Source organism: Undibacterium sp. Di26W, assembly GCF_049340265.1.
Lineage (GTDB): Bacteria > Pseudomonadota > Gammaproteobacteria > Burkholderiales > Burkholderiaceae_D > Undibacterium.
The window spans coordinates 329,499-350,807 of record NZ_JBMPOR010000004.1 but is presented as its reverse complement, the minus strand read 5'-3'; the positions used below and the strand labels follow the sequence as shown (position 1 = coordinate 350,807).

Genomic DNA, 21,309 nt, shown 5'->3' with positions numbered 1-21,309 from the left:
TGAAAACCTAAACACTGACCATGCCTACCGTACTGATTATTGATGATAACGCCACCGTCGCGGTGGCACTGGAAGTACTGTTCTCGCTGCATGATATCGATGCGATCTGTGCCATATCGCCAGAGCAGGGTCTGGCGATGCTGGACCAGCACGCCGTCGATCTGGTGATACAGGACATGAACTTTACCGCAGACACGACGTCTGGTGAAGAAGGCAAGGCTTTGTTTAGCGAAATTCGCAAGCGTTTTCCCGACTTGCCCGTGGTATTGCTGACGGCCTGGACCCATCTCGATACCGCCGTCGACCTGATCAAATCAGGCGCAGCAGATTACCTGGGCAAACCCTGGAATGATCAGAAGCTGCTGACAACGGTACGCAACCTGATAGAGCTGGGCCAGACTAACCGTGCACTGCAGCAGCGGCTGCAAAGAGAGCGCAAGCAAAAACGCGAGCTGGAACAAAAATTCGACCTGTGCGGGCTGGTCTGGAATGATGCCGCCACCGAGCGCGTGTTGGGCATGGCTTGCCAGGTAGCACGTGCTGATGTGCCGGTGCTGATTACCGGCCCCAATGGCGCCGGCAAGGAAAGGATAGCGCAAATCATCCAGGCCAATTCCAGTGTCAGGGATGGCCCCTTTATCATCCTGAATTGCGGCGCCCTGCCATCAGAGCTGATCGAGGCTGAATTGTTTGGAACAGAAGCAGGTGCCTATACCGGTGCCGGCAAGGCCCGCGAAGGCAAGTTTGAAGCTGCCGATGGCGGTACGCTGTTTCTCGATGAAATCGGCAACCTGCCGCTGGCAGGCCAGATGAAATTATTGCGCGTACTGGAAACCGGGCGCTTCGAACGCCTGGGGTCCAACAAGGAAAGACAAGTCAAGGTAAGGGTACTCAGTGCAACCAATGCTGACTTGCAAGCTATGATCAGGGCCGGCAGTTTCCGGCAAGACTTGTTGTACCGGTTAAATGTGATCGAATTGCATCTGCCACCGCTGGCTGAACGGACGGGCGATATCTTGCCACTGGCAGAATATTTTCTATCCGACGGCAAAAGCCTGCACCCGACGGCACAAAGCTGTCTGCAGCAATATGCATGGCCAGGCAATGTCAGGGAATTGAAAAATGTCTTGCAGCGCGCCTGCCTGCTGGCAGCTAAAAACGAGATCATGCCAGCCGATTTAGGCTTGCCTGTCATTACCTCCTGGGCCAGTAGCGACAATGAACCAGGCAAGGAAGCCATAGAACGCGCACTGAGCAGGGCTGGTGGCGTCGTGGCGCAGGCAGCCGCCGAACTGGGTCTGAGCCGGCAAGCCCTGTATCGCCGCATGGACAGGTTGGGCATCAACCGCAACACATGATGCCAGACTCACCAAGCAGCCACAGCAAAACCGGGAAAATGCTGGCACCGTCATTGATCAGCCGTCTCAGTCTCAGCGTTGCAGGCTTGCTGACACTGGCGGTATCACTGACAACGGCCCTGCACTACTGGCTGGATCTGCATCCCTTACTGGCGGTTTCACTCAGCCTGCTGGTGATGCTGCCGATTGGCCTGATCATCATACGCAGCCAGTTGCACTCTGTCATACGCCTGTTCCATGCACTGGCCGGTACGGTCATCAGTTATCAGGACAATGACTTTTCTTTCGGTGTGCATTGGCCCTATGCGGATGAACTGAGGGAGTTGGTCGACGCCCACAATGCGCTGGGTGATGTATTGCGCAGCCAGCGCCTGGACCTGGTGCAACGCGAGCTATTGCTCGACACCATGCTGCAAAATACACCGGTAGCCATGCTACTGATTACCGACCAGAGCGTGATCGTATTTGCGAATATCGCCGCGCGGCAATTACTGAACCAGGGACGCAAACTGGAAGGCCATCATTTCAATGAATTGCTGACTCAGGTCTCGCCGTCTTTACGCGAAGCCATACAGCGCAGTGGTGATGGCCTGTTCACGGTCAGCGCAGCCAGCGCAGAAGAAGAGGAAGAAGTCTATCATCTGGCACGCCGCCATTTCAGTCTGAATGGGCGGCATCATGAATTATTCCTGCTGCGTCACCTGACCGTGGAATTGCGCCGTCAGGAAGTGCAGACCTGGAAGAAAGTCATACGGGTCATCAGCCATGAATTGAATAATTCACTGGCCCCCGTCGCCTCGCTGGCCAATTCGGCAGCAGAACTGGTGCGACGCGGACAAACAGAACGCCTGCCCGCTATCCTGCACACCATCGAAGAGCGCACGCGCCATCTGGAAAGTTTTATCGATGGTTATGCACGATTTGCGAAACTGCCTACACCCCGCCTGGAAAGTATCAACTGGACGCGCTTTATCAACGGCCTGAAATCACAAATCGCATTCACGATCACCGGCAACATACCCGATGAAAGCATCAGTGTCGATCCGGCACAAATGGAACATGCCCTGCTCAACCTGTTGAAGAACGCCCATGAATCGGGTTCAGCAGAAAACCAAGTCTGCCTCGCCATACGTGTCGTGCAAGATATCGCCCGTATAGAAATCATGGACAGGGGTAGCGGCATGACGGATACCGTGATGTCGAATGCGCTGATCCCCTTCTATTCCACCAAACGCAGCGGCACCGGACTGGGGCTGGCGCTGGTACGCGAAATCATTGAAGCCCATGGCGGTCGGATTACCCTGAATAACCGGGATGGTGGCGGGCTGTCAGTCAGCCTGTTTTTACCTGTCAAGCATGCTGTCAGGTAAATACACTCAGGGCTTTGCTTACTGCGTGCCGACCAGCGGCAAACTCATACGCATGGAAAGACCACCCGTCTGACGGTTACTGGCAACGATGCGGCCACCATGTGCCTGTATGACGCGCTGGGTAATCGCCAGGCCCAGGCCATAGCCATCGGTATTGCGTTCGGCATCATGGCCGCGATAAAACGGCCTGAAAATATTATCTAGTTCCGCTTCCGGCACACCACTGCCTTCATCCAGCACCGTCACCTGGATTTCATTGCTCAGCACCGCTACTTCCAGTGTCACTGTGCTGCCCGGCCGGGTATGCCGCAAGGCATTCCGTAATACATTTTCAAATGCGCGGTATAACAACTCATATTTGCCCACCACACCAGCCATGGCCAGCCGTTCCGGCTGGCAGGTGGTGACAAAATTTTTCTGTACCGACTGCGCTTCAAAGCTGGCCGTATCCATGAGCTCCAACATCAGTTCATCCATGTGGATGAGGTCTTGCCCTATATTGGCACCAGCTTCCAGCCTGGACAAGGTCAGCAGTTCGCCCACCAGCTTATCCATGCGTATGGCTTCACGCTCCATCCTGGTCATATATTCTTCGGCTTTTTGTGGCTGCTGTCTTGCCAGGCCGATCGCCGCCTGCAAGCGCGCCAATGGCGAACGCAATTCATGCGACACATCGTGCAACAGGCGGCGCTGACTCTGCAAGGCACCCGTCAACTGTTCGGCCATGCGGTCAAAGTCACGGCCCAGCGCCGTCAATTCATCCTGGCGCTGCCCCATGCTGTCACCTATGCGTGTATGCAGGCTGCCGCCCGCCAGTGCGTGAAAAGCTTCACTCAGCCGCCGTATTGGTTTCGCCATGTACCAGGCCATCAGGGCAGCAAATAGCAAGCTGGCAAAAAAGGCCCCCACCATGGGCACCAGTGCGCGTGAGTTTTCATCATGCGGTTGCCCCCGCATTGGCGGCCCGCCTCTGGATGGTGGTTCCCCTCGCGGCGGCAAGCCAGGCCGTGGTCGTTGTTCACCATCAGAAAAACGCGGACCATCACCGTGCAGAGGAGGCTTGTCAAAATCGGGGCTGCGCGCGGAAATATTGTTGTCCTGGTCAAGATGCTTGAACCAGAAAGTCATGCTGATACCGGCAATTGCAGTCAATTGCGCCAGCCAGATAAAGAAAAAAAACTTCCAGAACAATCGCCCCATGATTACTCGCGGGTCAACATATAGCCCTGCCGGTAGACCGTCTGTATGACAGTGCGGCCATCGGAAAATGCACTGATTTTTTGCCGTATGCTGCTCAGGTGTACATCGATATTGCGGTCAAACCTGGTCAGAGGCCGGCCCAGTCCCTGTTCTGACAAATCACTCTTGCTGACGGTCTGGCCGGCATTTTTTGCCAGCAATTCCAGCAGACTGAATTCGGTACTGGTCAGGTCCAGCAATTTATTATTCCATTCCGCCCTGCGTTGCCCTGACCATATTTGCAAGGACCCTACCACCAGAGTTTGACGGTCATGCTCAATATTGACGCCGATCTGGGTGCGTCGCAAGATGGCGCGCAACCTGGCCAACAATTCACGCGGAGTGCAAGGCTTGGGGACGTAATCATCCGCCCCCAGCTCCAGACCGATGATGCGGTCGACGTCATCCCCCCTGGCGGTCAGCATTAGCACCGGGATACGGCTTTCGGCACGAATACGACGCAAGGCATCAATACCATTCATGCGCGGCATCATCACATCCAGTACGACAATTTCGTGCTCGCCGGACAAAGCTTCCTTTGCGGCCTGCTCGCCATCATACGCTGTCGTAATGACAAAGCCTTCACGCTCAAGGTATTCCTTGAGCATGCCTACCAGTTCGACATCATCGTCAGCGAGTAATACCTTGGTCATCAGGGGTGGTCAGTTATCAATATAAAATTATTATGCGAGTCTGTAAATCATAGCAAAATTCGTCTGGATTTTTGGCAAATTTACCTGCTTTTACAGTCATTTCAGACCAATTACACAAATTCCTTACCTATCTTTACGTTCGATTTACGGCGCTTTACAAGTGGAAAGAACAAAATACCACAACCACAACTTACACCTAAAAATACCATGGACAAGCACAGCCCACACCTCGAAACCGACCTGAACACTCTGCTGCAAATGGCGACCAACAGACGGCAGATGCTGCGCTGGCTGTCAGCCGGTAGCGCCATGTCCCTGCTGGCATGTGGAGGCGGTAGCAGCGATGCCAGCTCCACCACGACTGGTAGCACAACAACGACCACAACCGGGACGACCACCAGTACCGGTACAACTACTGGTACCACCACGGGCACAACCACCGGTACCACCACAGGAACAAGCACCGGCACTGGCTCATGCACAGTCATTCCGGAAGAAACGGCCGGCCCCTATCCTGGTGATGGCAGTAACAGCAATGGCAGCAGCATTGCCAACGCTCTGTTGCTGTCAGGCATAGTGCGCAGTGACATACGCGCCAGCATTGCCGGTGCCAGTGCGGTTGCTGCCGGTGTGCCGCTGACCATCAAATTGCAATTGGTGAATACCAAAACCAGTTGTGCATCCCTCGCTGGATATGCGATCTATTTGTGGCATTGCGACCGTGACGGCAATTACTCCATGTATTCATCGGGTATCACCACTGAAAACTATTTGCGTGGTGTGCAGGAAACCGACAGCAGCGGCAACGTCAGTTTCACGACCATCTTCCCCGGCTGTTATTCAGGGCGCATACCGCATGTGCATTTTGAGGTGTACCCAAGCCTGACTAAAATCAGCAGCGCCAACAACAAGGTGAAAACCTCGCAATTCACTTTCCCGATGGCGACGTTGAATGAGGCCTATCTGGCCACCGGCTACACCGCCAGCGTACGCAATCTGGCACAGATCACGTATGCAACCGACAATGTATTCAGTGACGGCACCAGCCTGCAAATGGTCAGCGTGACCGGCAATGCGACGCAAGGCTACGTCGTCACCTTGTCCGTGGCAATTTCTGTATAGGATTTGTGGCCCTTTGTTTGCCTCTTGCTGACAGCTGCCTTCACGCAGTTGTCAGCGGTAGGCGTATGGTCACCTGGGTTCCCTGGCCGTCGGCAGAGTGCAAGTCAAATTCGCCGTTGAAGGCAGCCACCCGTTCGCGCATGCCGGTAATACCTATGCCTGCAGTACTATGGCCGATGTCGAAGCCGACACCATCATCACTGACTTCTATCTGCAATACCTGTTGCTCTGGCAACAGCGTCAATGCCACTTCCACCTGCGTGGCCTGGGCATGCTTGAGTACATTCGACAAGGCTTCCTGAATAATGCGGTAGGCAGAAATTGCCAGTGCATTATCAAGCTGAGAAAAATCACCTTCACTGTCAAAATGGAACTGACACCCCTGTGCATTGCTGTTGTAATGCCTGAGCATGTCTTCGACTGCCCCCTGCAAACCCAGCATGTCCAGCACTTCAGGGCGTAGGCGACGCACCAGATTGCGGCCATTGGCATACAGATCCAGTGTCAGCGTGGTGATGGCTTTGGCTCTTTCCTGTATTTCATCTGCCACCGCCCCTGGCGTCATCTGCTCCGCCAGATGCAGGATGCGTTGCGATTCCAGCCGTGCCGCGATCAGGGATGCATTCAACTCATCATGAATCTCTATCGCAATGCTTTTGCGTTCATCTTCGACGATGGTATGCACTTTCTGTATCAGCTTTCTTTTTTCTGCATTCGCTTTCAGGGCATCATTGCGCGACTCCAGCAAGTCCCTGGTTCTTTCCTGCACCTTGTTTTCCAGATCCTGTTTGGCTTGCTGCAGGCTAACCGACATGGTGTTGATGGAAGTCTGCAAGTCCCCCAGTTCACCGCCAGTACTCAACTTCAGTGTGGTGGAATAATCGCCTTCACGTATTTCACGCAAGGTTTCTATCGATCGCTGTAAAGGGTAGGTCAGGCTTTGCGACAGAAACACCGCCACCATGGCACTGACCAGCAGCGCCAGTGCACTCAGGGCCAGTTCAAACTGGAAGCGCTGGCTATGCTTTTCCGTTATCCGCGTGGGCGACATGGTGACCCGCACATAGCCAATGATGTCGCTGTCTTTTCCAGCTTTTTTTGCACCGTCCATACTGCGCGCGGCTAATCCCGCATTCGCCGGGTCTTTCAGGATATTGACCCATACCATTTGCTTCTTGATCGGCACTTCGACATAGCTTTCATCACTCTGCACGCGACGGGCGGAAATGATGTGGACGATATCTTTTTTGTCGATATCCAGCACATCGATCCTGAAAATACTGTGATCTGACTGCATGACATCGGTCATCGTGCTTCTCAAGCCGGGCATGTTTTTGGACAGCAGATTGTATTCCACACTTTCTGCCAGCGCGGTAGACACGACATAGGCCCGCTCGGCCAGTTCCGTGCGGGCTTCCTGCAAACGCGAGTGATACGAATACCAGACGATGGAGCAGAACATGTAAATCACCGGCAGCAAGGTGATCAATATCAGCCGCGTGCGTATGCCCCAATTCTTCCAGTTGAAGATAGCTGCGCCCGACATCAGCAGCCCATCGCTGACGACAACATCATGGGGCGATCAAGCCATGCTTGACGGCCAGCTTGGTGATATACGCAGGCCGGTGCACACCGAGTTTTTCTTTAATGGTCTGGCTGACATTGCTGATGGTTTTCAGCGACAGCTCCAGACGCTCGGCAATCTCGGCATTGGTCAGGCCTTCTGCCATCAACTTGAAAATTTCCAGATCACGTTCACTCAACAGGGATTGCGGTGACTCATCACCACGCACCGACAGGTTCGCCAGCCGTTCAGCAATATGCGGCAAGAAATACAATTCGCCCTGATGAGCGCGTTGCACGGCGTTTGCCAGATCGGCTGGATCACAGTCCTTGGTGACAAAAGCCTTGGCCCCCAGCCTGTAGGCTTCCTTGATCAATGCATCCTGATCAAACTGGCTGAGGAAAATGATTTTCGCATCGGGAAATTTTGCCAGGATGTTGCGCGCAGCGTCGAGTCCTGTCAGTTCGGCACCAAAGCGTATATCCAGTATCACCACGTCGGGCTGCAGGGTCGCAAAGAGTTCAAACGCCTCTTGCGGGGTTTTGGCCTGACCCAGCACTTTTATTCCCAGATTGCTGAGCGACATGGCAAAGCCCGTCATCACGATAGGGTGATCGTCAGCCAATAAAACACGAATGCCAGTTTGCTTTTGCATATACACAACACTTTCTGCCAAGGTAGAGAACTGTTTTACTCATTGAACGCAATGATAATGCTTTTTACTAGCAATTTTTCAATTTGAGAGAAAAACCACGACTGATCCCAGGAAATCCACTATGAGGGACAAGCAACTTTCAACGATAAAAGCTGAGATTATTCGTATTAAATTCCTTCGGCGTGCGTGATTTTCCAGAATATGGCAATAAAAATACCTCAAATATTTCCTTTAAATGCTTTTCAAGTGTCATTTTTATTGCTATTTTAAAGCATCTTGATTGCACTTCCAATTAAAAATCAGGACGAAAACCCGTATGCCATAGCATCGGTCTTTCTCAGGCTTTGCTAAACCCCTGGAGGAAAAAATGGAATTTACCGAAAACAAGCAAAATCCCTTCAAACGCATGTCACGTCTTGGCGTAGTCACCCTGCTGCATGTTGCTTTGCTGGCTGTCATTCTCAACGACATGAAAATCAAGATTTCCTTACCGTCTGCTCCCCCCATCATTTTAAAAGATATAACCGAGCCTAAAGTGAAGGAGCCGGAACAACCAAAATTCGACAGAGAACTGCCAAAGCCCAAAGACCCACCACCCTATTTCCCCGAGGTAGAAACCAAAGTCAAGCCTACGACAGATGAATCCGGCATAGCAAAGAAAACGGGCGACGCCAAGGAGGGAAAAGGCAAAACAGAAAGCGGTGGCGCTGAGGGTGGTACCGGCACAAGCACAGAGCCACCGGCAGTTATCAAAGCGCCGCATCATGTTGCTGCCGTGGTGGACATGAACGCCTGCACCAAGCCCGTCTACCCAGCCAGTTCCATACGCAATGAGGAAACCGGGACCGTCACTTTCTCGATGCTGATTGGATCCGATGGCCGCGTGCTGGAAACCAAAACTGATACTTCCAGCGGATTCCGCACTCTTGACCGGGCCGCAGCACAGGCATTATCTATATGTCGCTTCAAGCCAGGCACGGTGGATGGCGTACCGCAACAAAGCTGGACCAAGGTGCAATATGTCTGGAAGATAGATGGATGATTTCTTGCAACGCCCGGTCAGCAATTACCTGGCGCCAGGTAATTGCTGACGAGAAGTCTCTTGTTTACTTGTCTAGTGTAGTGTTGCACGCAGATTGCCGCTTATAAAATCGCGAATTTTTCGTTGAGACAAGGAAAAAACCGCCGCAATACACTAGATGCCAGACACTTGCATCGGATTAATGAAACCGACTCCACGAGCTATCGAAGGACACACGAAATCATGACTATCACATCTGTCGACATAATTTCCAGGACAACTGGCAACAATAATAGTTTTGGCCTGCCCTGTGCGGATCCGGTTCGCGACAACATCAGGGCAGAAACCCTGAAAGTTGATGATATCTACTGGCTGGCGACGTTTAATGAAGTTCGCCAAAAAAGGATGGAAACCCTGATTACCGTCAACGTCAAGTTACGCAAGGTAAAACTGGGCGTGATTCATGGTGCTGGCAAAATCCAGGTGCCAGAAAAACCGATGCCTGCACTGGATCTATCTGACACAACGGCATTACAATTCCTGACCAGAAAAACCTGGTCCCCGACATGAAAACAAGTGTTTTTTTAGCAGAAAAAAACACTGCAATGATCAGGAAAATTTTCGTCTTGCTGGGTTGCCTGATATTGCTGCCAATGGGTCAGGCCAGTTGTTGGGCCACCGAAGTCGCCAATCTACACTATGCGCAGACGGGGCGGCCTGGCATGGCTTTCCATATTCAAGAGCAGCATACAACACCGTACAAATCGGCAGTCCTGATGGTCAAGGTATTGGATGGTCAGCACCGTGACCCGACTGATACCATGGAATTTCATCCCTATGAAGGGACTCTGGCACGAGCGCCTTATCTGGGCATCATGGTCTTGATCTGTGCCTGGTTATTACCCTTGGGAATGCTGTTAGTCACGGCCCTCACCGTTACCGACTTTCGTAAGTCTCGCCGTCAAGACACGCTGAAACTGACATCATCTAGTCATACAGAGGCCCTACAATGACGAAAACCCGGATTGAGTGACGATGTAGCGTAACTTAAGGTCTGTTGTGTTCATGATGCAGTCTTGTAAACTGCGTTGCTGAACCCAGGCGCACGCCACTCGCTACACGCAATCAGAGATTTCTAAAGCATTCATAGCCAACTCTGTAAAGCCATGCAAAAACTCAGCAAGAATTCCCGTCGCCAGTTTTTACGCCAGGCCACCGTCGGCGCCAGCACTCTTTTAGGTGGATCAAGCTTGCCGGCATTTGCTTTGTCACCGGCCTATATCACCTCAGATAAATTGCGACCGCAAATGCCTTGTGGTGTCATGAGCGGCGACATTACCGGCAACAAGGCCATCATCTGGAGTCGCACCGACAGGCCAGCCCGTATGCTGCTTGAGTATGCCAGCAATGAAACCTTCAAAGATGCGCGCAGCATCAGCGGCCCGTTGGCATTACCTGGCAGCGATTACACGGCACGCATAGACCTCAGTGGCTTGCCTGCTGGTCAGCGTACCTTTTACCGCGTGCGCTTTCAGGATTTACAAAATCCATCGGCAAACAGTGAACCTGTACAAGGCAGCTTGCTGATACCGGGCGGCACGGAACGCGACATCATTTTTGCATTTTCAGGCGATGAAGCCGGCCAGGGGTGGGGTATCAATGAGGCCTTTGGCGGATACCGGATTTATGAAAGCATGCGTCGCTTCCAACCTGATTTTTTCATTCATTCCGGCGACCAGATTTATGCTGACGGGACGATACAGGCGCAAGTCAAACTTGACGATGGCAGCCTGTGGAATAACCTGGTGACACCAGCCAAATCCAAAGTCGCAGAAACCCTGGAAGATTATCGCGGCAATTTTGCCTATAACTTCCTCGACGCAAATAAACGACGTTTTGCCGCCGAAGTGCCTTTTCTGGTGCAATGGGATGATCACGAAGTACGCAATAACTGGTATCCGGGTCAGCAAATCGGTGCTGCGGAAAAGCGTTATCACGAACGCGACTTAAATGCACTTGCGCAAAATTCCCGCCGTGCGATGTTTGAATACAATCCCTATCGCATAGACGAGAACGATCCCGGACGCATTTACCGCATGTTCAACTACGGCCCCATGCTTGAAGTGTTCATGCTGGACGAGCGCAGCTATCGCGGAGCCAATTCTCCCAATCGTCAAAGCAGGTTGGACAAGGATGCAGCCTTTCTGGGCAAGGCACAATTGCAATGGATAAAACAGGCCCTGCTGCGTTCACGCTCGACTTGGAAAGTCATCGCAAGCGATATGCCAATTTCCCTGGTGGTGCCCGACCTGAACCCGGACGTGCCGCAAGGTACATTTGAAGCCTGGGCCAATGGCGACAATGGCAAACCTCTGGGACGCGAGCTGGAAATTGCAGAGCTATTGAAATTCATCAAGCAGCACAATATCAAGAACGTGGTGTGGGTTACTGCTGATGTGCACTATGCCTCAGCCACTTATTATTCACCCGGCAAAGCCAGCTTTACCGACTTTAAGCCATTCTGGGAATTTGTCGGTGGCCCACTGAACGCAGGCACGTTTGGCCCCAACGAAGTCGACCAGACCTTTGGCCCCGACGTGCGCTATGTCAGCGTACCGAAAGACCTGAAACAAAATCGCTCACCAGCAGACTTACTGCAATTCTTTGGCATCGCCAAAATCGATGCAAAAACCAAGGTAATGACGGTGTCCCTGCACGATATTGATGGCAAGAACCTGTACAAGGTTGATATCAATCCTGAGGTTTAAGTTCGATCAAATCATTCTTCACCCAACGCAAATGAAAAATGGCTAACCATCAGGTCAGCCATTTTTTTTCACAAAAACTAAAACAATTACTTATAGACAGTCACCGGCTCAGGATTTTGCACCGGTGTCACTGGCTGGCCCTGTATGCGGACATTCTGTCCACGGTTATTACCGCGTGGATAACCGAACTGCACCATCAGCTCATTGTAGGCATTGTCTGCCAGCGTGTGCGAAGTCTCTTGCATGACTTTACCGCGATTGAACACCACACGGTCACCGGCACGGCTGATGATCTTGGTATCAACGCCTGAACCGCTGGCGCTGAAAGCTGCCTTGATTTCATACGTCTTGGTATTGATCAGGCTGAAATCAGCAACCAGGTCCAACGACAGGCTGGCTGTCATGGAATTGCCGTATTGCAGTTGATTGCTTTCCTGGCGGAACTGGATATTGCTCAGTGTGCCAAACAAGACATAATCAGCGCCTGGATACATACCCTGTTTGATACGACCGATGATGTCGTAAATTTTTTCCATGGGCTTGCCAACATAGGGGCGTGCCTGTACCAGCGTAACGCCACCGCCCTTGATCAGCGAGCCTTTCAGGTCGGCGGTATAGGTTTTCAGTTCGCCGCGGTCAATATAGGTATAAAAACCTTCAGCTTCGTAGTAATTGCTTTCGCTCTTGGCGTTCACATTGCCACGTTGTGAATAGCTGCGATCCGTTTCACGCTCGCTATAGCTACCCTTGACACTGCTTTTGCTGGAAGCAGACACCACATGGAAATATTCACTGACTTTTTCTTCGTATGTCAGATCAGTCACGGCAATTTTTGGTTCAGCCGCATAAGCGCTGAATGCAGTGACCGAGCAAAACAGGCCTGCCACCAATTTTTTCAAATTCAACATCGTATTTCCTTTTTGAAGGATTAGCGCTTGGAAGTTTTACGAATTTCTTTTTCGTCTTGCCATTCGATGGAACCATCTTCCACGTCATACAACTTCAAGGTCATTTTATAAAACACGTCTTTGGTGTTTGCACTTTGCTTGACGATTGACACAATCTCACCTTCCAGGGAATACTTGGCGGCTGTCATGTTGCCGATTTTTGCCTTGCCATCATTTTTGTACAGGCCACTTTGATTTTGACGTTGCAACTCATCGACGCCTTGCTGCATTTCATCGGCACTGCGGGTGAACTTGACCTTGCGGCTTTTTACCAGTGCAGTCTGGATACTGTTCATGATGGATTTGGTATCGATGTATTCGCTGGTCTTGTTGCGTACACCGGCCAGTGTCATGGTAGGGCGATTTGCCAATACCGGATCTTCCAGCAGGGAACCGACCATTTTTTCTGCAATCATCTGCAAGTCAGTGGAGCCGAATTCATTGGTAACGGTTTCTACTGCCTTGTTGTCGCCATAGGTGGTCTGACGCGCCAGGCTGACGGTAGGCTGAGACAGTTTTGTCTGGCAGGCGCTGAGTGAGGCACACACCAGCGCCAGCATGACGCAGGATTTGGACAGTGAGGAAATGTTTTTCATAGGTGCTCCGTAATTAAATTTTATCTGTTTCAACTCTGCAAAATCTGTATCCACTTAGCGTGGTTCTGCACTCATTTCAATCTTGAAGTCGGTCGCTTGCGGACCATAGGCTGTGCCTCTGATGAACTGGCTTTGCTTGCCCAGTATCATCAAGGGTTTCCATACTTCACCATCACCTACCTGCATGCCTGCGGCATCTGTCCAGCGGAAGCGGTAATACACACGCACATCCTTGACGATTTGATTGACGAGTTCTGCCTGTACCACCAGGACATCATTTTTGCGTTGTGAACGCAGGTCGGTCACCTGGACGCCTTCCAGCGTGCCACGCACGATCAGCTTGGCGGCAATGCCGGGAGAAACGGCGTTAGGAATATCATCCGCCATGACTGGTGTGGTAAAACAGGCGGCAACCAGAGCGGCGCATGCTGCAAATTGTTTGGAAAACTGTTTCATATACCCTCTGTTATCAATTGGATGTCAATTGGATTTGGCACTGCTGGTGCTGCTGGTACTGGTGGTTGCTGTGGCTGTAGCAGCCTTGGCTGCCGGTTTTGCTTTTGCTGCGGTCTTGGACTTGCCTTTTGCTGTTTCCGCAGGTTTGGCTTCTGGCTCGGCCTGCAATTGTGCCACCGGTGTCACGCTGCCAAACTTTGCCTGGTCGCCCAGATAGGTCTTGTCCTGATACATGCGGACCGGTACTACCATGTAACGACCATCCACCGTCAGCTTCATGCTGTCACCCGGGCGGTTGGAAAAGTTCACTTCATATTCACCAGGTGCAATAAAGGCACGCGCAACAAAAACGCGTTCTGGCAGACTGCGCCACATGCGGTCATCTGCCGGGCTTTCAGTCGCGGCGACGGCGACGTTTGCTGCCAGTCCGGCAAGAGCGCCGAATTTCTTGTTGACCTGATCCTGTGCCACCGCCTTGGTCACGGTGCGAATCGCGGCGCGTGTTTGTATTCCAGGCAATTCATCTTTCAATGCCTTGCGGGCCATGACATTGAAGTCGGTCACCAGCGCTGTTGGCAACACCTGGTTACCGACACGCACACTGTCAATCACAGGCGCATTGGTATCCGGATAAATCACCGGGAAAGCGAAGGATACCGTCACCAAGCCCCTGCCAGTAGGTACCGGGAAAGCAATTTTCTTGGATTGACGTGCTGGCGAATTGCCGGCTTCGATAATGAACAAGACATCAGTCACACCTTTTTTGCGACGGAAGCTGGTACGTTGGTCGAGCCCCTTGAGGCCATCTTCCAGCACCGGCAAATCAGGGCGCAATTCTATCGCCTTGCGATAGCCGGGTGCGGCCAGACCAGGTTCATTCAGAGCTTCATACACAAAACCTGCCATGTAATGGCTGAGTGCATTCTGGTAGCCATTTTTGAGTTTCAGTACTTCGGGATCATTCAAGGTTTCTACCGGATAACCATTCAGTTCCTTGCCTGACGTGCTGACGCCTTTGTCTTTTGCTTCTTTTTCAGCTTCTGCAGTTTCCTTGGCGCGGAATTCGGCGATCACGGCTTCGCGTTCATGGGTGCGCTTGATATCGACGCGGGCCGTATCAAGATCACCCAGGTTCAGCCGGTTCATGGCCATGCGTGTGGTCAGCATGACTTTTTCATAGTCCTGGCCTTCATAGTCACGGCTGGCATCGCCCATGATGGTGGCACCGATCTGGCCCATCAATTTCTGCGGTGAGGACTTGGCTGTTTCTTCCCATTCCTTCACTTTGGTGTCGGCAACATCGAATGCATCCAGGCTATCCTTGTAGCGCTTGCCTATGCGCATCAGTTCACCTTTTTCCAGATTCAGCAACAGATCAGCTTTATTATTGCCCTGTGTTTGTGCTTCCACTTGTTTGATCGCTTCATCGATCTGGCCGCTTTTGGCGACAGAAAGAGAAGCTGCAACTTTGCTGTCATGGGTTGGCGTAGTCACGCAACCGGCGAGCAATAGTGCCGCGACAATAGGGGTATAGGAGACAGTCGATAGGCGCATAGTTATGATTATGATTTTTTTTGAGAGAAACGAAAAGGCACGACATGCAAGACACCTCCTTCAACCTACTACGGCGCAAGCACAGCCAACAAGTATAGTAAGGCTATGCCATATTGTCATTGAAAGAACTGCTACAAAAATACAGTTGTGTAACGAGTTGTAATTAACTCATCTCAAAAGATCATTACTGCATGGAAGTTTTGTGTGCATCTGTTTCCACCAGCCAATTATCCACCTGATGCATGAAATCCGGCAGGCGATTGACATCCTTGCCACCAAGGCTGTGCCCCACACCGGGAAATCGACTGATATGAATTTGCTTGCCAGCAAGGCTAAAGGTTTGCTGCAAATTATCGACGGCACCGGGAGGTATCACAGGATCGGCTTCCCCAATCGCCAGGAAAATGGGTATGCCTGCATGCAGCAAATTCTGCGTTTGCGGAATAGCTGCAATTTCAGACCAGTAACGCCAGCTACGTCCATGGACGCGTAGCGCATCTTGATCAGCCGGCACTGTCAGCAATGCGTTCTGCAAGGCTTGCCAGCCCTGTTGCATATGGGGGTGATACATGGCCAGTGAACGATAAGCATCCTGTGCATTCATGCCTGCATGCGAGAGCAACACCAGATGCGTCGCCTGTATTTGTTGCGCCAGTATCGGTGCCAGCTCCGCACCTTCAGACACCCCCCACACAATCACGCGCCTGGGTCTGATGCCATGTTGCTGCAGACTGGCGAGTTGCGTTCGCATGAATTGCAGTTGATCTGCCTGCCAGCGCGAGGGGTGATCGGCACGCACAAATGCGTCACCACATGATTGGCCATTTGAACCAGGAAAAATATGTCGCTTGTGCAGAATAAGAATGCGTGTACGACCAGACTCGCCTTCCATTCCAGAAAAATACTGCGGCAGAAATTCGCCCATGCTGACACAATCCGAACCAGAAATCACAAAGATCAGGTTCGCCAGCGGCCCATCGGCATCCTGTTGCCGCCAGGGCTTTTTTTCCAGTTGATAATAAATCGCCTTGCCACCATCACTGAACTGGAATTGACTCAGTTGCACCAGTGTCCGTCCGCGTTGCAGTTCGGCCATGTTGCAAGCGGATAGCAGGCAGCACAGTATCATGCTGATCAGCACGGATGCATATCTGCGCAGGTACTTGAAATCAAATATAGTCATGTGCCGTGGTTTAGCTGATTACCACGCGATACAACGCATTTTGCAAATGCCTTGCGTGACTCATCTTCATCAATCTCATCAGACAATTGTTTGCGGTTTTCATCCCAACTGCACTCACCTTGTAGACGGCCACGTTTATCGTATGAGATGCACGCACCGGTTGATAAGTAGCAAAATAGATATTGCAATGCTCAACTTTATCATTCCTGTAAGCAGTATCCTGTAAAACTTGGTAAGTGAAGAAGAAAACCTCCGGGGACGCTGCAAGAAGGGCTAAAGCAGTTTCCAGGGGTAGCAGCAGCGAAATTCAATGCTGTGTTTTTAACAATCTCACTCTTCTAACCTTAGTCCGCGCCCATGTCAAGACTGGCGCAAAGTCGCAAATTGCGTATCATCTGCGCCTTGATTGCTTTTTTATTGTCTGGATTCTGGATTTATGTTGCCTTCGATTGAACAAAGACTTGCCGTAGAACTGGCTGCCAAACCAGTTCAGGTTGCCGCTGCTGTTGCCTTGCTGGACGAAGGTGCGACCGTCCCGTTTATCGCCCGTTACCGTAAAGAAGTGACTGGTGGCCTGGATGATATCCAGTTGCGCCTGCTGGAAGAGCGCTTGCGCTACCTGCGCGAGCTGGAAGACCGCCGCACTGCCATCATTGCTTCGATAGAAGAACAGGGCAAGATGACGCCGGTACTGCTGGATGCCATCACCCATGCCGAAGACAAGACCCGTCTCGAAGATTTGTACCTGCCATACAAACCCAAACGCCGCACCAAGGCCCAGATCGCCGTTGAAGCCGGGCTGTTGCCACTGGCCGATGCCTTGCTGGCTGACCCCATGCTGAACCCGGATACAGAAGCAGCAAGCTATCTGAAACCGGCCTTCACCACCGACAATGGCGACAACCCCGGCGTGCCAGATGCCAAAGCCGCGCTTGATGGTGCCCGTCAAATCTTGATGGAACGCTTTGCTGAAGATGCCACTCTGCTGCAAGCCTTGCGCGAATATCTGAATGACCACGGCATCGTGGAATCCAAGGTGGTCGCTGGCAAAGAAGAGGCGGGTGAAAAATTTGCCGATTATTTTGATTATTCCGAAACCCTGGGCACTATCCCTTCTCACCGTGCGCTGGCCCTGTTCCGTGGCCGCCGCGAAGAAATGCTGACGGTGACCCTGCGTCTGGACAGCGAAGAAGAAAAACCAAAATGGGATGCCCCACTGAACCCATGCGAAAGCCGCATCGCCGCCCGCTTTGGTGTCAGCCAGAAAGACCGCCCTGCCGACAAATGGCTGGTCGATACCGTGCGCTGGGCCTGGCGCGTCAAGGTCTTCATGCATCTGGATACTGAATTGATGGGCAAGCTGCGTGAAACCGCAGAAATCGAAGCCATCAATGTCTTTGCCCGTAACCTGAAAGCCCTGTTGCTGGCAGCACCTGCCGGCCCGCGCGCCACCATGGGTCTTGATCCTGGCCTGCGTACCGGTGTCAAAGTAGCGATCGTTGATGCTACTGGCAAAGTGGTTGAGTATGCGACGATCTATCCGCATCAGCCACGCAATGACTGGGATGGTTCGCTGCACGTCCTGGCGCAACTGGCGGCCAAACACAATGTCTCATTGATCTCTATCGGCAATGGCACGGCTTCGCGTGAAACCGACAAGCTGGCGGGCGACCTGATCAAGCTCAAGCCTGAACTCAAGCTGACCAAGATCGTCGTGTCTGAAGCCGGTGCATCTGTGTATTCCGCATCCGAATTCGCTTCAAAAGAATTGCCTGATCTGGATGTATCCATCCGTGGTGCTGTATCGATTGCGCGTCGCCTGCAAGACCCTTTGGCTGAACTGGTGAAGATTGATCCCAAATCCATCGGCGTGGGTCAATACCAGCATGATGTCAGCCAGTCCCAACTGGCGCGCTCGCTCGACGCAGTTGTCGAAGACTGCGTAAATGCGGTTGGTGTGGATGTGAATACTGCTTCTGCACCTTTGCTGGCGCGTGTCTCCGGCCTGTCGTCCAGCGTGGCGCAAAGTATCGTCAATTTCCGCGATGCCAAGGGCATGTTCAGCTCACGTTCTGACTTGCGTGCAGTACCACGTCTGGGCGACAAGACTTTTGAACAGGCCGCTGGTTTCTTGCGCATCATGAACGGCAGCAACCCGCTGGATGCATCCGCAGTCCATCCTGAATCTTATCCGCTGGTAGAAAAAATCCTGGCTGATATCAAGAAGGACGTGAAGGGTGTTATTGGCGACGCTGGGTTACTTAAATCCCTGAACCCGGCCAAATATGCCGACGAAAAATTCGGCGTGCCTACCATTACCGACATCATCCGCGAACTGGAAAAACCGGGTCGGGATCCACGTCCTGAATTCACTACCGCCACCTTTAAAGATGGCGTGGAAGAAATCAAGGACTTGCGTCCAGACATGATACTGGAAGGGGTGGTCACCAACGTGGCCGCCTTTGGCGCTTTTGTTGATATCGGTGTACACCAGGATGGTCTGGTGCATATCTCGGCGCTGTCGAACACCTTCGTCAAAGACCCGCATACCGTGGTCAAGGCTGGCCAGGTGGTTAAGGTGAAGGTACTGGAAGTGGATGTCAAACGCCAGCGTATCGCGCTGACCATGCGTCTGACAGATGCGGCACCGGTAGCAGGCAGCAAACCTGAACAGCGCGGCGACCGTAACGATGCCAAGCGCTTGAATCAACACCGTTCACAAGCCCAGGCACCAGCACCTGCTGGCAATGCGATGGCGGCGGCGTTTGCGAAATTGCGTGGGTAATAATATTGCAGCCTGCATATTCCTTCCCCCTGAAGGGAAGGAATATGTGATTTATCCAACTGTCCCAAATTGTGACAGTCTGACCGGTGTTGCGAAATAATGTGACAAGCTCGCGCTTGCTGCAACACAAGTAGTCAGTTACTCCTATCTGAATATTTTGCCGTATTTGCTCCTTCCCCCTTCAAGGGGAGGGAATTCATCCGCCGCTTACGCTCAACTATTTCGCCAGTTCAACATCTCCAGCATGGCACGCCGTTTGCGTTGTTATCGATGTGTCGCATTACTTATGCGCACCCTCTAACAAACAACGGAGATCACCATCATGAACATGGCAGACATCAGCAAACTGGGTATCAGCAATCCTTTCGCCAAACGCTACGACAATTTTATCGGTGGCAAATTTGTAGCCCCGGTCAAGGGTGAATATTTTGAGAATATCAGCCCCGTCATCGGCCAGGCTTTTTGCGAAGTTGCGCGTTCAACGGCAGAAGATGTGGAACTGGCACTGGATGCCGCCCATGCAGCCAAGAAAGCCTGGGGCAAGACCTCGCTGGCGGAACGTTCCAACATACTCAATAAAATCGCCGACCGTATGGAAGCCAATCTGAGCCTGCTGGCAACGGCAGAGACCATAGACAATGGCAAACCCATACGCGAAACCATGGCGGCGGATATCCCGTTGGCCATCGATCACTTCCGCTATTTCGCTGGCTGCATACGTGCACAAGAAGGTTCAGTTGCGCAAATTGATGACCAGACATATGCCTATCATTTCCATGAACCCCTGGGTGTGGTTGGGCAAATCATCCCCTGGAATTTCCCTATCCTGATGGCAGTCTGGAAGGTGGCACCGGCACTGGCTGCAGGCAATTGTATCGTCCTGAAACCGGCAGAACAAACCCCCGCTTCCATCATGGTCTTGATCGACCTGATCAAGGACTTATTGCCGCCCGGTGTCTTGAATATCGTCAACGGCTTTGGTCTGGAAGCCGGCAAGCCATTGGCGACCAGCAAACGTATCGCCAAAATCGCCTTCACAGGTGAAACCGGAACCGGTCGCCTGATCATGCAATATGCGTCGCAAAATATCATTCCCGTGACTTTGGAACTGGGCGGTAAATCGCCGAATATTTTCTTTGCCGATGTCATGGATCATGATGACGCCTTCTTCGATAAATGCCTGGAAGGCTTTGCCATGTTTGCGTTGAATCAGGGCGAAGTCTGTACCTGTCCTTCGCGCGTGTTGATACAGGAATCCATTTACGATCAATTCATGGCAAGAGCCGTCAAGCGTGTCGCCGCCATCAAGCAGGGCAACCCTCTCGACAGCACGACCATGATAGGTGCGCAGGCATCGCAGGAACAACTGGAAAAAATCCTGTCTTATCTGGACATAGGCAAACAGGAAGGTGCACAACTCTTGCTGGGTGGTGAAAGAAATATGCTGGATGGTGATCTGGCCAAGGGTTATTACGTCAAGCCAACTATCTTCCAGGGTCATAACAAGATGCGCATCTTCCAGGAAGAAATCTTTGGGCCCGTGGTGTCGGTCACCACCTTCAAGGATGAAGAAGAAGCACTCTCCATTGCCAACGATACCTTGTATGGTCTGGGTTCTGGCTTGTGGACACGCGACGGTTCACGCGCATTCCGTGTGGGTCGCGCCATAGAAGCTGGCCGTGTCTGGACCAATTGCTACCATCTGTATCCAGCCCATGCGGCCTTTGGCGGTTACAAACAATCCGGCATCGGTCGTGAAAACCACAAGATGATGCTGGATCACTATCAGCAGACCAAAAACCTGCTGGTGAGCTATAACCCGAATGCGATGGGATTCTTTTAGCAATCATTAAGTTCAAGACCTCTCAACACAGAGGCACAGAGGAAAGCAGGAAACCGTCAGGATTTTTAGCTCCTTCCCCTTCAAGGGGAAGGTTGGGATGGGGATGGGGTTCTTCAGAAAATGGAATAATGGCCCATCAACTGAAACCCATCCCCACCCTAACCCTCCCCTTGAAAGGGAGGGAATTTATATCTG

18 protein-coding genes are annotated in these 21,309 nt (G+C 52.1%); 9 read left to right on the top strand and 9 right to left on the bottom strand.

The window, feature by feature from the left end; genetic code table 11:
* Window positions 1–20 precede the first annotated feature (20 nt).
* A complete protein-coding gene (locus tag ACO0LM_RS07775; RefSeq protein WP_423035838.1) occupies window positions 21–1,358 on the top strand; it encodes a sigma-54-dependent transcriptional regulator in 1,338 nt (445 codons plus the stop codon).
* The gene (locus ACO0LM_RS07770; protein ID WP_423035836.1) at window positions 1,355–2,728 is read left to right on the top strand and encodes a sensor histidine kinase; all 1,374 of its coding nucleotides are present in this window, start codon (window positions 1,355–1,357) and stop codon (window positions 2,726–2,728) included. The genes ACO0LM_RS07775 and ACO0LM_RS07770 overlap by 4 nt, the downstream gene beginning before the upstream one ends.
* 18 nt (window positions 2,729–2,746) lie before the next feature.
* On the opposite strand, the gene ACO0LM_RS07765 is transcribed toward ACO0LM_RS07770, so the two are convergent.
* Together ACO0LM_RS07765 and ACO0LM_RS07760 are read right to left on the bottom strand one after the other, a co-directional pair.
* Entirely contained in the window at window positions 2,747–3,928 is a 1,182-nt protein-coding gene (locus tag ACO0LM_RS07765) for an ATP-binding protein (protein WP_423035834.1), read from the bottom strand.
* 2 nt (window positions 3,929–3,930) lie between these two features.
* Entirely contained in the window at window positions 3,931–4,620 is a 690-nt protein-coding gene (locus ACO0LM_RS07760; RefSeq protein ID WP_423035832.1) for a response regulator, read from the bottom strand.
* 207 nt (window positions 4,621–4,827) lie between these two features.
* On the opposite strand from ACO0LM_RS07760, the gene ACO0LM_RS07755 reads away from it, so the two are divergent.
* Window positions 4,828–5,742 carry an intradiol ring-cleavage dioxygenase gene (locus tag ACO0LM_RS07755; protein ID WP_423035830.1) on the top strand — a complete coding sequence of 305 codons (915 nt, stop codon included), beginning with the start codon at window positions 4,828–4,830 and terminating at the stop codon, window positions 5,740–5,742.
* Window positions 5,743–5,782: 40 nt separating this feature from the next.
* Here ACO0LM_RS07755 and ACO0LM_RS07750 read toward each other — a convergent pair whose 3' ends face one another.
* Both ACO0LM_RS07750 and ACO0LM_RS07745 read right to left on the bottom strand, forming a co-directional pair.
* Window positions 5,783–7,288 (bottom strand): HAMP domain-containing sensor histidine kinase, encoded by a 1,506-nt coding sequence (locus ACO0LM_RS07750; protein ID WP_423035828.1) that lies wholly within the window; start codon window positions 7,286–7,288, stop codon window positions 5,783–5,785.
* Window positions 7,289–7,313: 25 nt separating this feature from the next.
* Window positions 7,314–7,961, bottom strand: coding sequence for a response regulator (locus ACO0LM_RS07745; RefSeq protein WP_423035826.1), 648 nt, complete (start codon window positions 7,959–7,961; stop codon window positions 7,314–7,316).
* A gap of 367 nt (window positions 7,962–8,328) precedes the next feature.
* Between ACO0LM_RS07745 and ACO0LM_RS07740 the strand changes: the two genes are divergently transcribed.
* The 4 genes from ACO0LM_RS07740 to ACO0LM_RS07725 all read left to right on the top strand — a co-directional run bounded on the left by ACO0LM_RS07740 (window position 8,329) and on the right by ACO0LM_RS07725 (window position 11,750).
* The gene (locus ACO0LM_RS07740) at window positions 8,329–9,003 is read left to right on the top strand and encodes an energy transducer TonB (protein ID WP_423035824.1); all 675 of its coding nucleotides are present in this window, start codon (window positions 8,329–8,331) and stop codon (window positions 9,001–9,003) included.
* 222 nt (window positions 9,004–9,225) lie between these two features.
* Window positions 9,226–9,552, top strand: a complete 327-nt coding sequence (locus tag ACO0LM_RS07735) for a hypothetical protein (RefSeq protein ID WP_423035822.1) — start codon at window positions 9,226–9,228, stop codon at window positions 9,550–9,552.
* A 35-nt stretch (window positions 9,553–9,587) separates the two neighbouring features.
* Window positions 9,588–9,995: a hypothetical protein gene (locus tag ACO0LM_RS07730; protein WP_423035820.1), complete on the top strand. Its 408-nt coding sequence runs from the start codon at window positions 9,588–9,590 to the stop codon at window positions 9,993–9,995.
* 153 nt (window positions 9,996–10,148) lie between these two features.
* Entirely contained in the window at window positions 10,149–11,750 is a 1,602-nt protein-coding gene (locus tag ACO0LM_RS07725; protein WP_423035818.1) for an alkaline phosphatase D family protein, read from the top strand.
* Between the two features lie 86 nt (window positions 11,751–11,836).
* Here ACO0LM_RS07725 and ACO0LM_RS07720 read toward each other — a convergent pair whose 3' ends face one another.
* From ACO0LM_RS07720 to ACO0LM_RS07700, 5 genes are all read right to left on the bottom strand, one after another.
* On the bottom strand, window positions 11,837–12,658 hold the full coding sequence (locus ACO0LM_RS07720; protein WP_423035816.1) for a hypothetical protein: 822 nt from the start codon (window positions 12,656–12,658) through the stop codon (window positions 11,837–11,839).
* Window positions 12,659–12,678: 20 nt separating this feature from the next.
* Entirely contained in the window at window positions 12,679–13,293 is a 615-nt protein-coding gene (lpoB, locus tag ACO0LM_RS07715; protein ID WP_422983220.1) for a penicillin-binding protein activator LpoB, read from the bottom strand.
* A 54-nt stretch (window positions 13,294–13,347) separates the two neighbouring features.
* Entirely contained in the window at window positions 13,348–13,749 is a 402-nt protein-coding gene (locus ACO0LM_RS07710) for a YcfL family protein (protein WP_423035814.1), read from the bottom strand.
* 24 nt (window positions 13,750–13,773) lie between these two features.
* The gene (locus ACO0LM_RS07705; RefSeq protein WP_423035812.1) at window positions 13,774–15,303 is read right to left on the bottom strand and encodes a COG3014 family protein; all 1,530 of its coding nucleotides are present in this window, start codon (window positions 15,301–15,303) and stop codon (window positions 13,774–13,776) included.
* Between the two features lie 184 nt (window positions 15,304–15,487).
* Window positions 15,488–16,486 carry an alpha/beta hydrolase family protein gene (locus ACO0LM_RS07700; protein WP_423035810.1) on the bottom strand — a complete coding sequence of 333 codons (999 nt, stop codon included), beginning with the start codon at window positions 16,484–16,486 and terminating at the stop codon, window positions 15,488–15,490.
* Between the two features lie 436 nt (window positions 16,487–16,922).
* Here ACO0LM_RS07700 and ACO0LM_RS07695 point away from each other — a divergent pair, with 436 nt between their 5' ends.
* Window positions 16,923–19,271: a Tex family protein gene (locus tag ACO0LM_RS07695; protein WP_422983228.1), complete on the top strand. Its 2,349-nt coding sequence runs from the start codon at window positions 16,923–16,925 to the stop codon at window positions 19,269–19,271.
* A 322-nt stretch (window positions 19,272–19,593) separates the two neighbouring features.
* On the top strand, window positions 19,594–21,114 hold the full coding sequence (gene adh / locus ACO0LM_RS07690; protein WP_423035808.1) for an aldehyde dehydrogenase: 1,521 nt from the start codon (window positions 19,594–19,596) through the stop codon (window positions 21,112–21,114).
* Window positions 21,115–21,309: the final 195 nt, after the last annotated feature.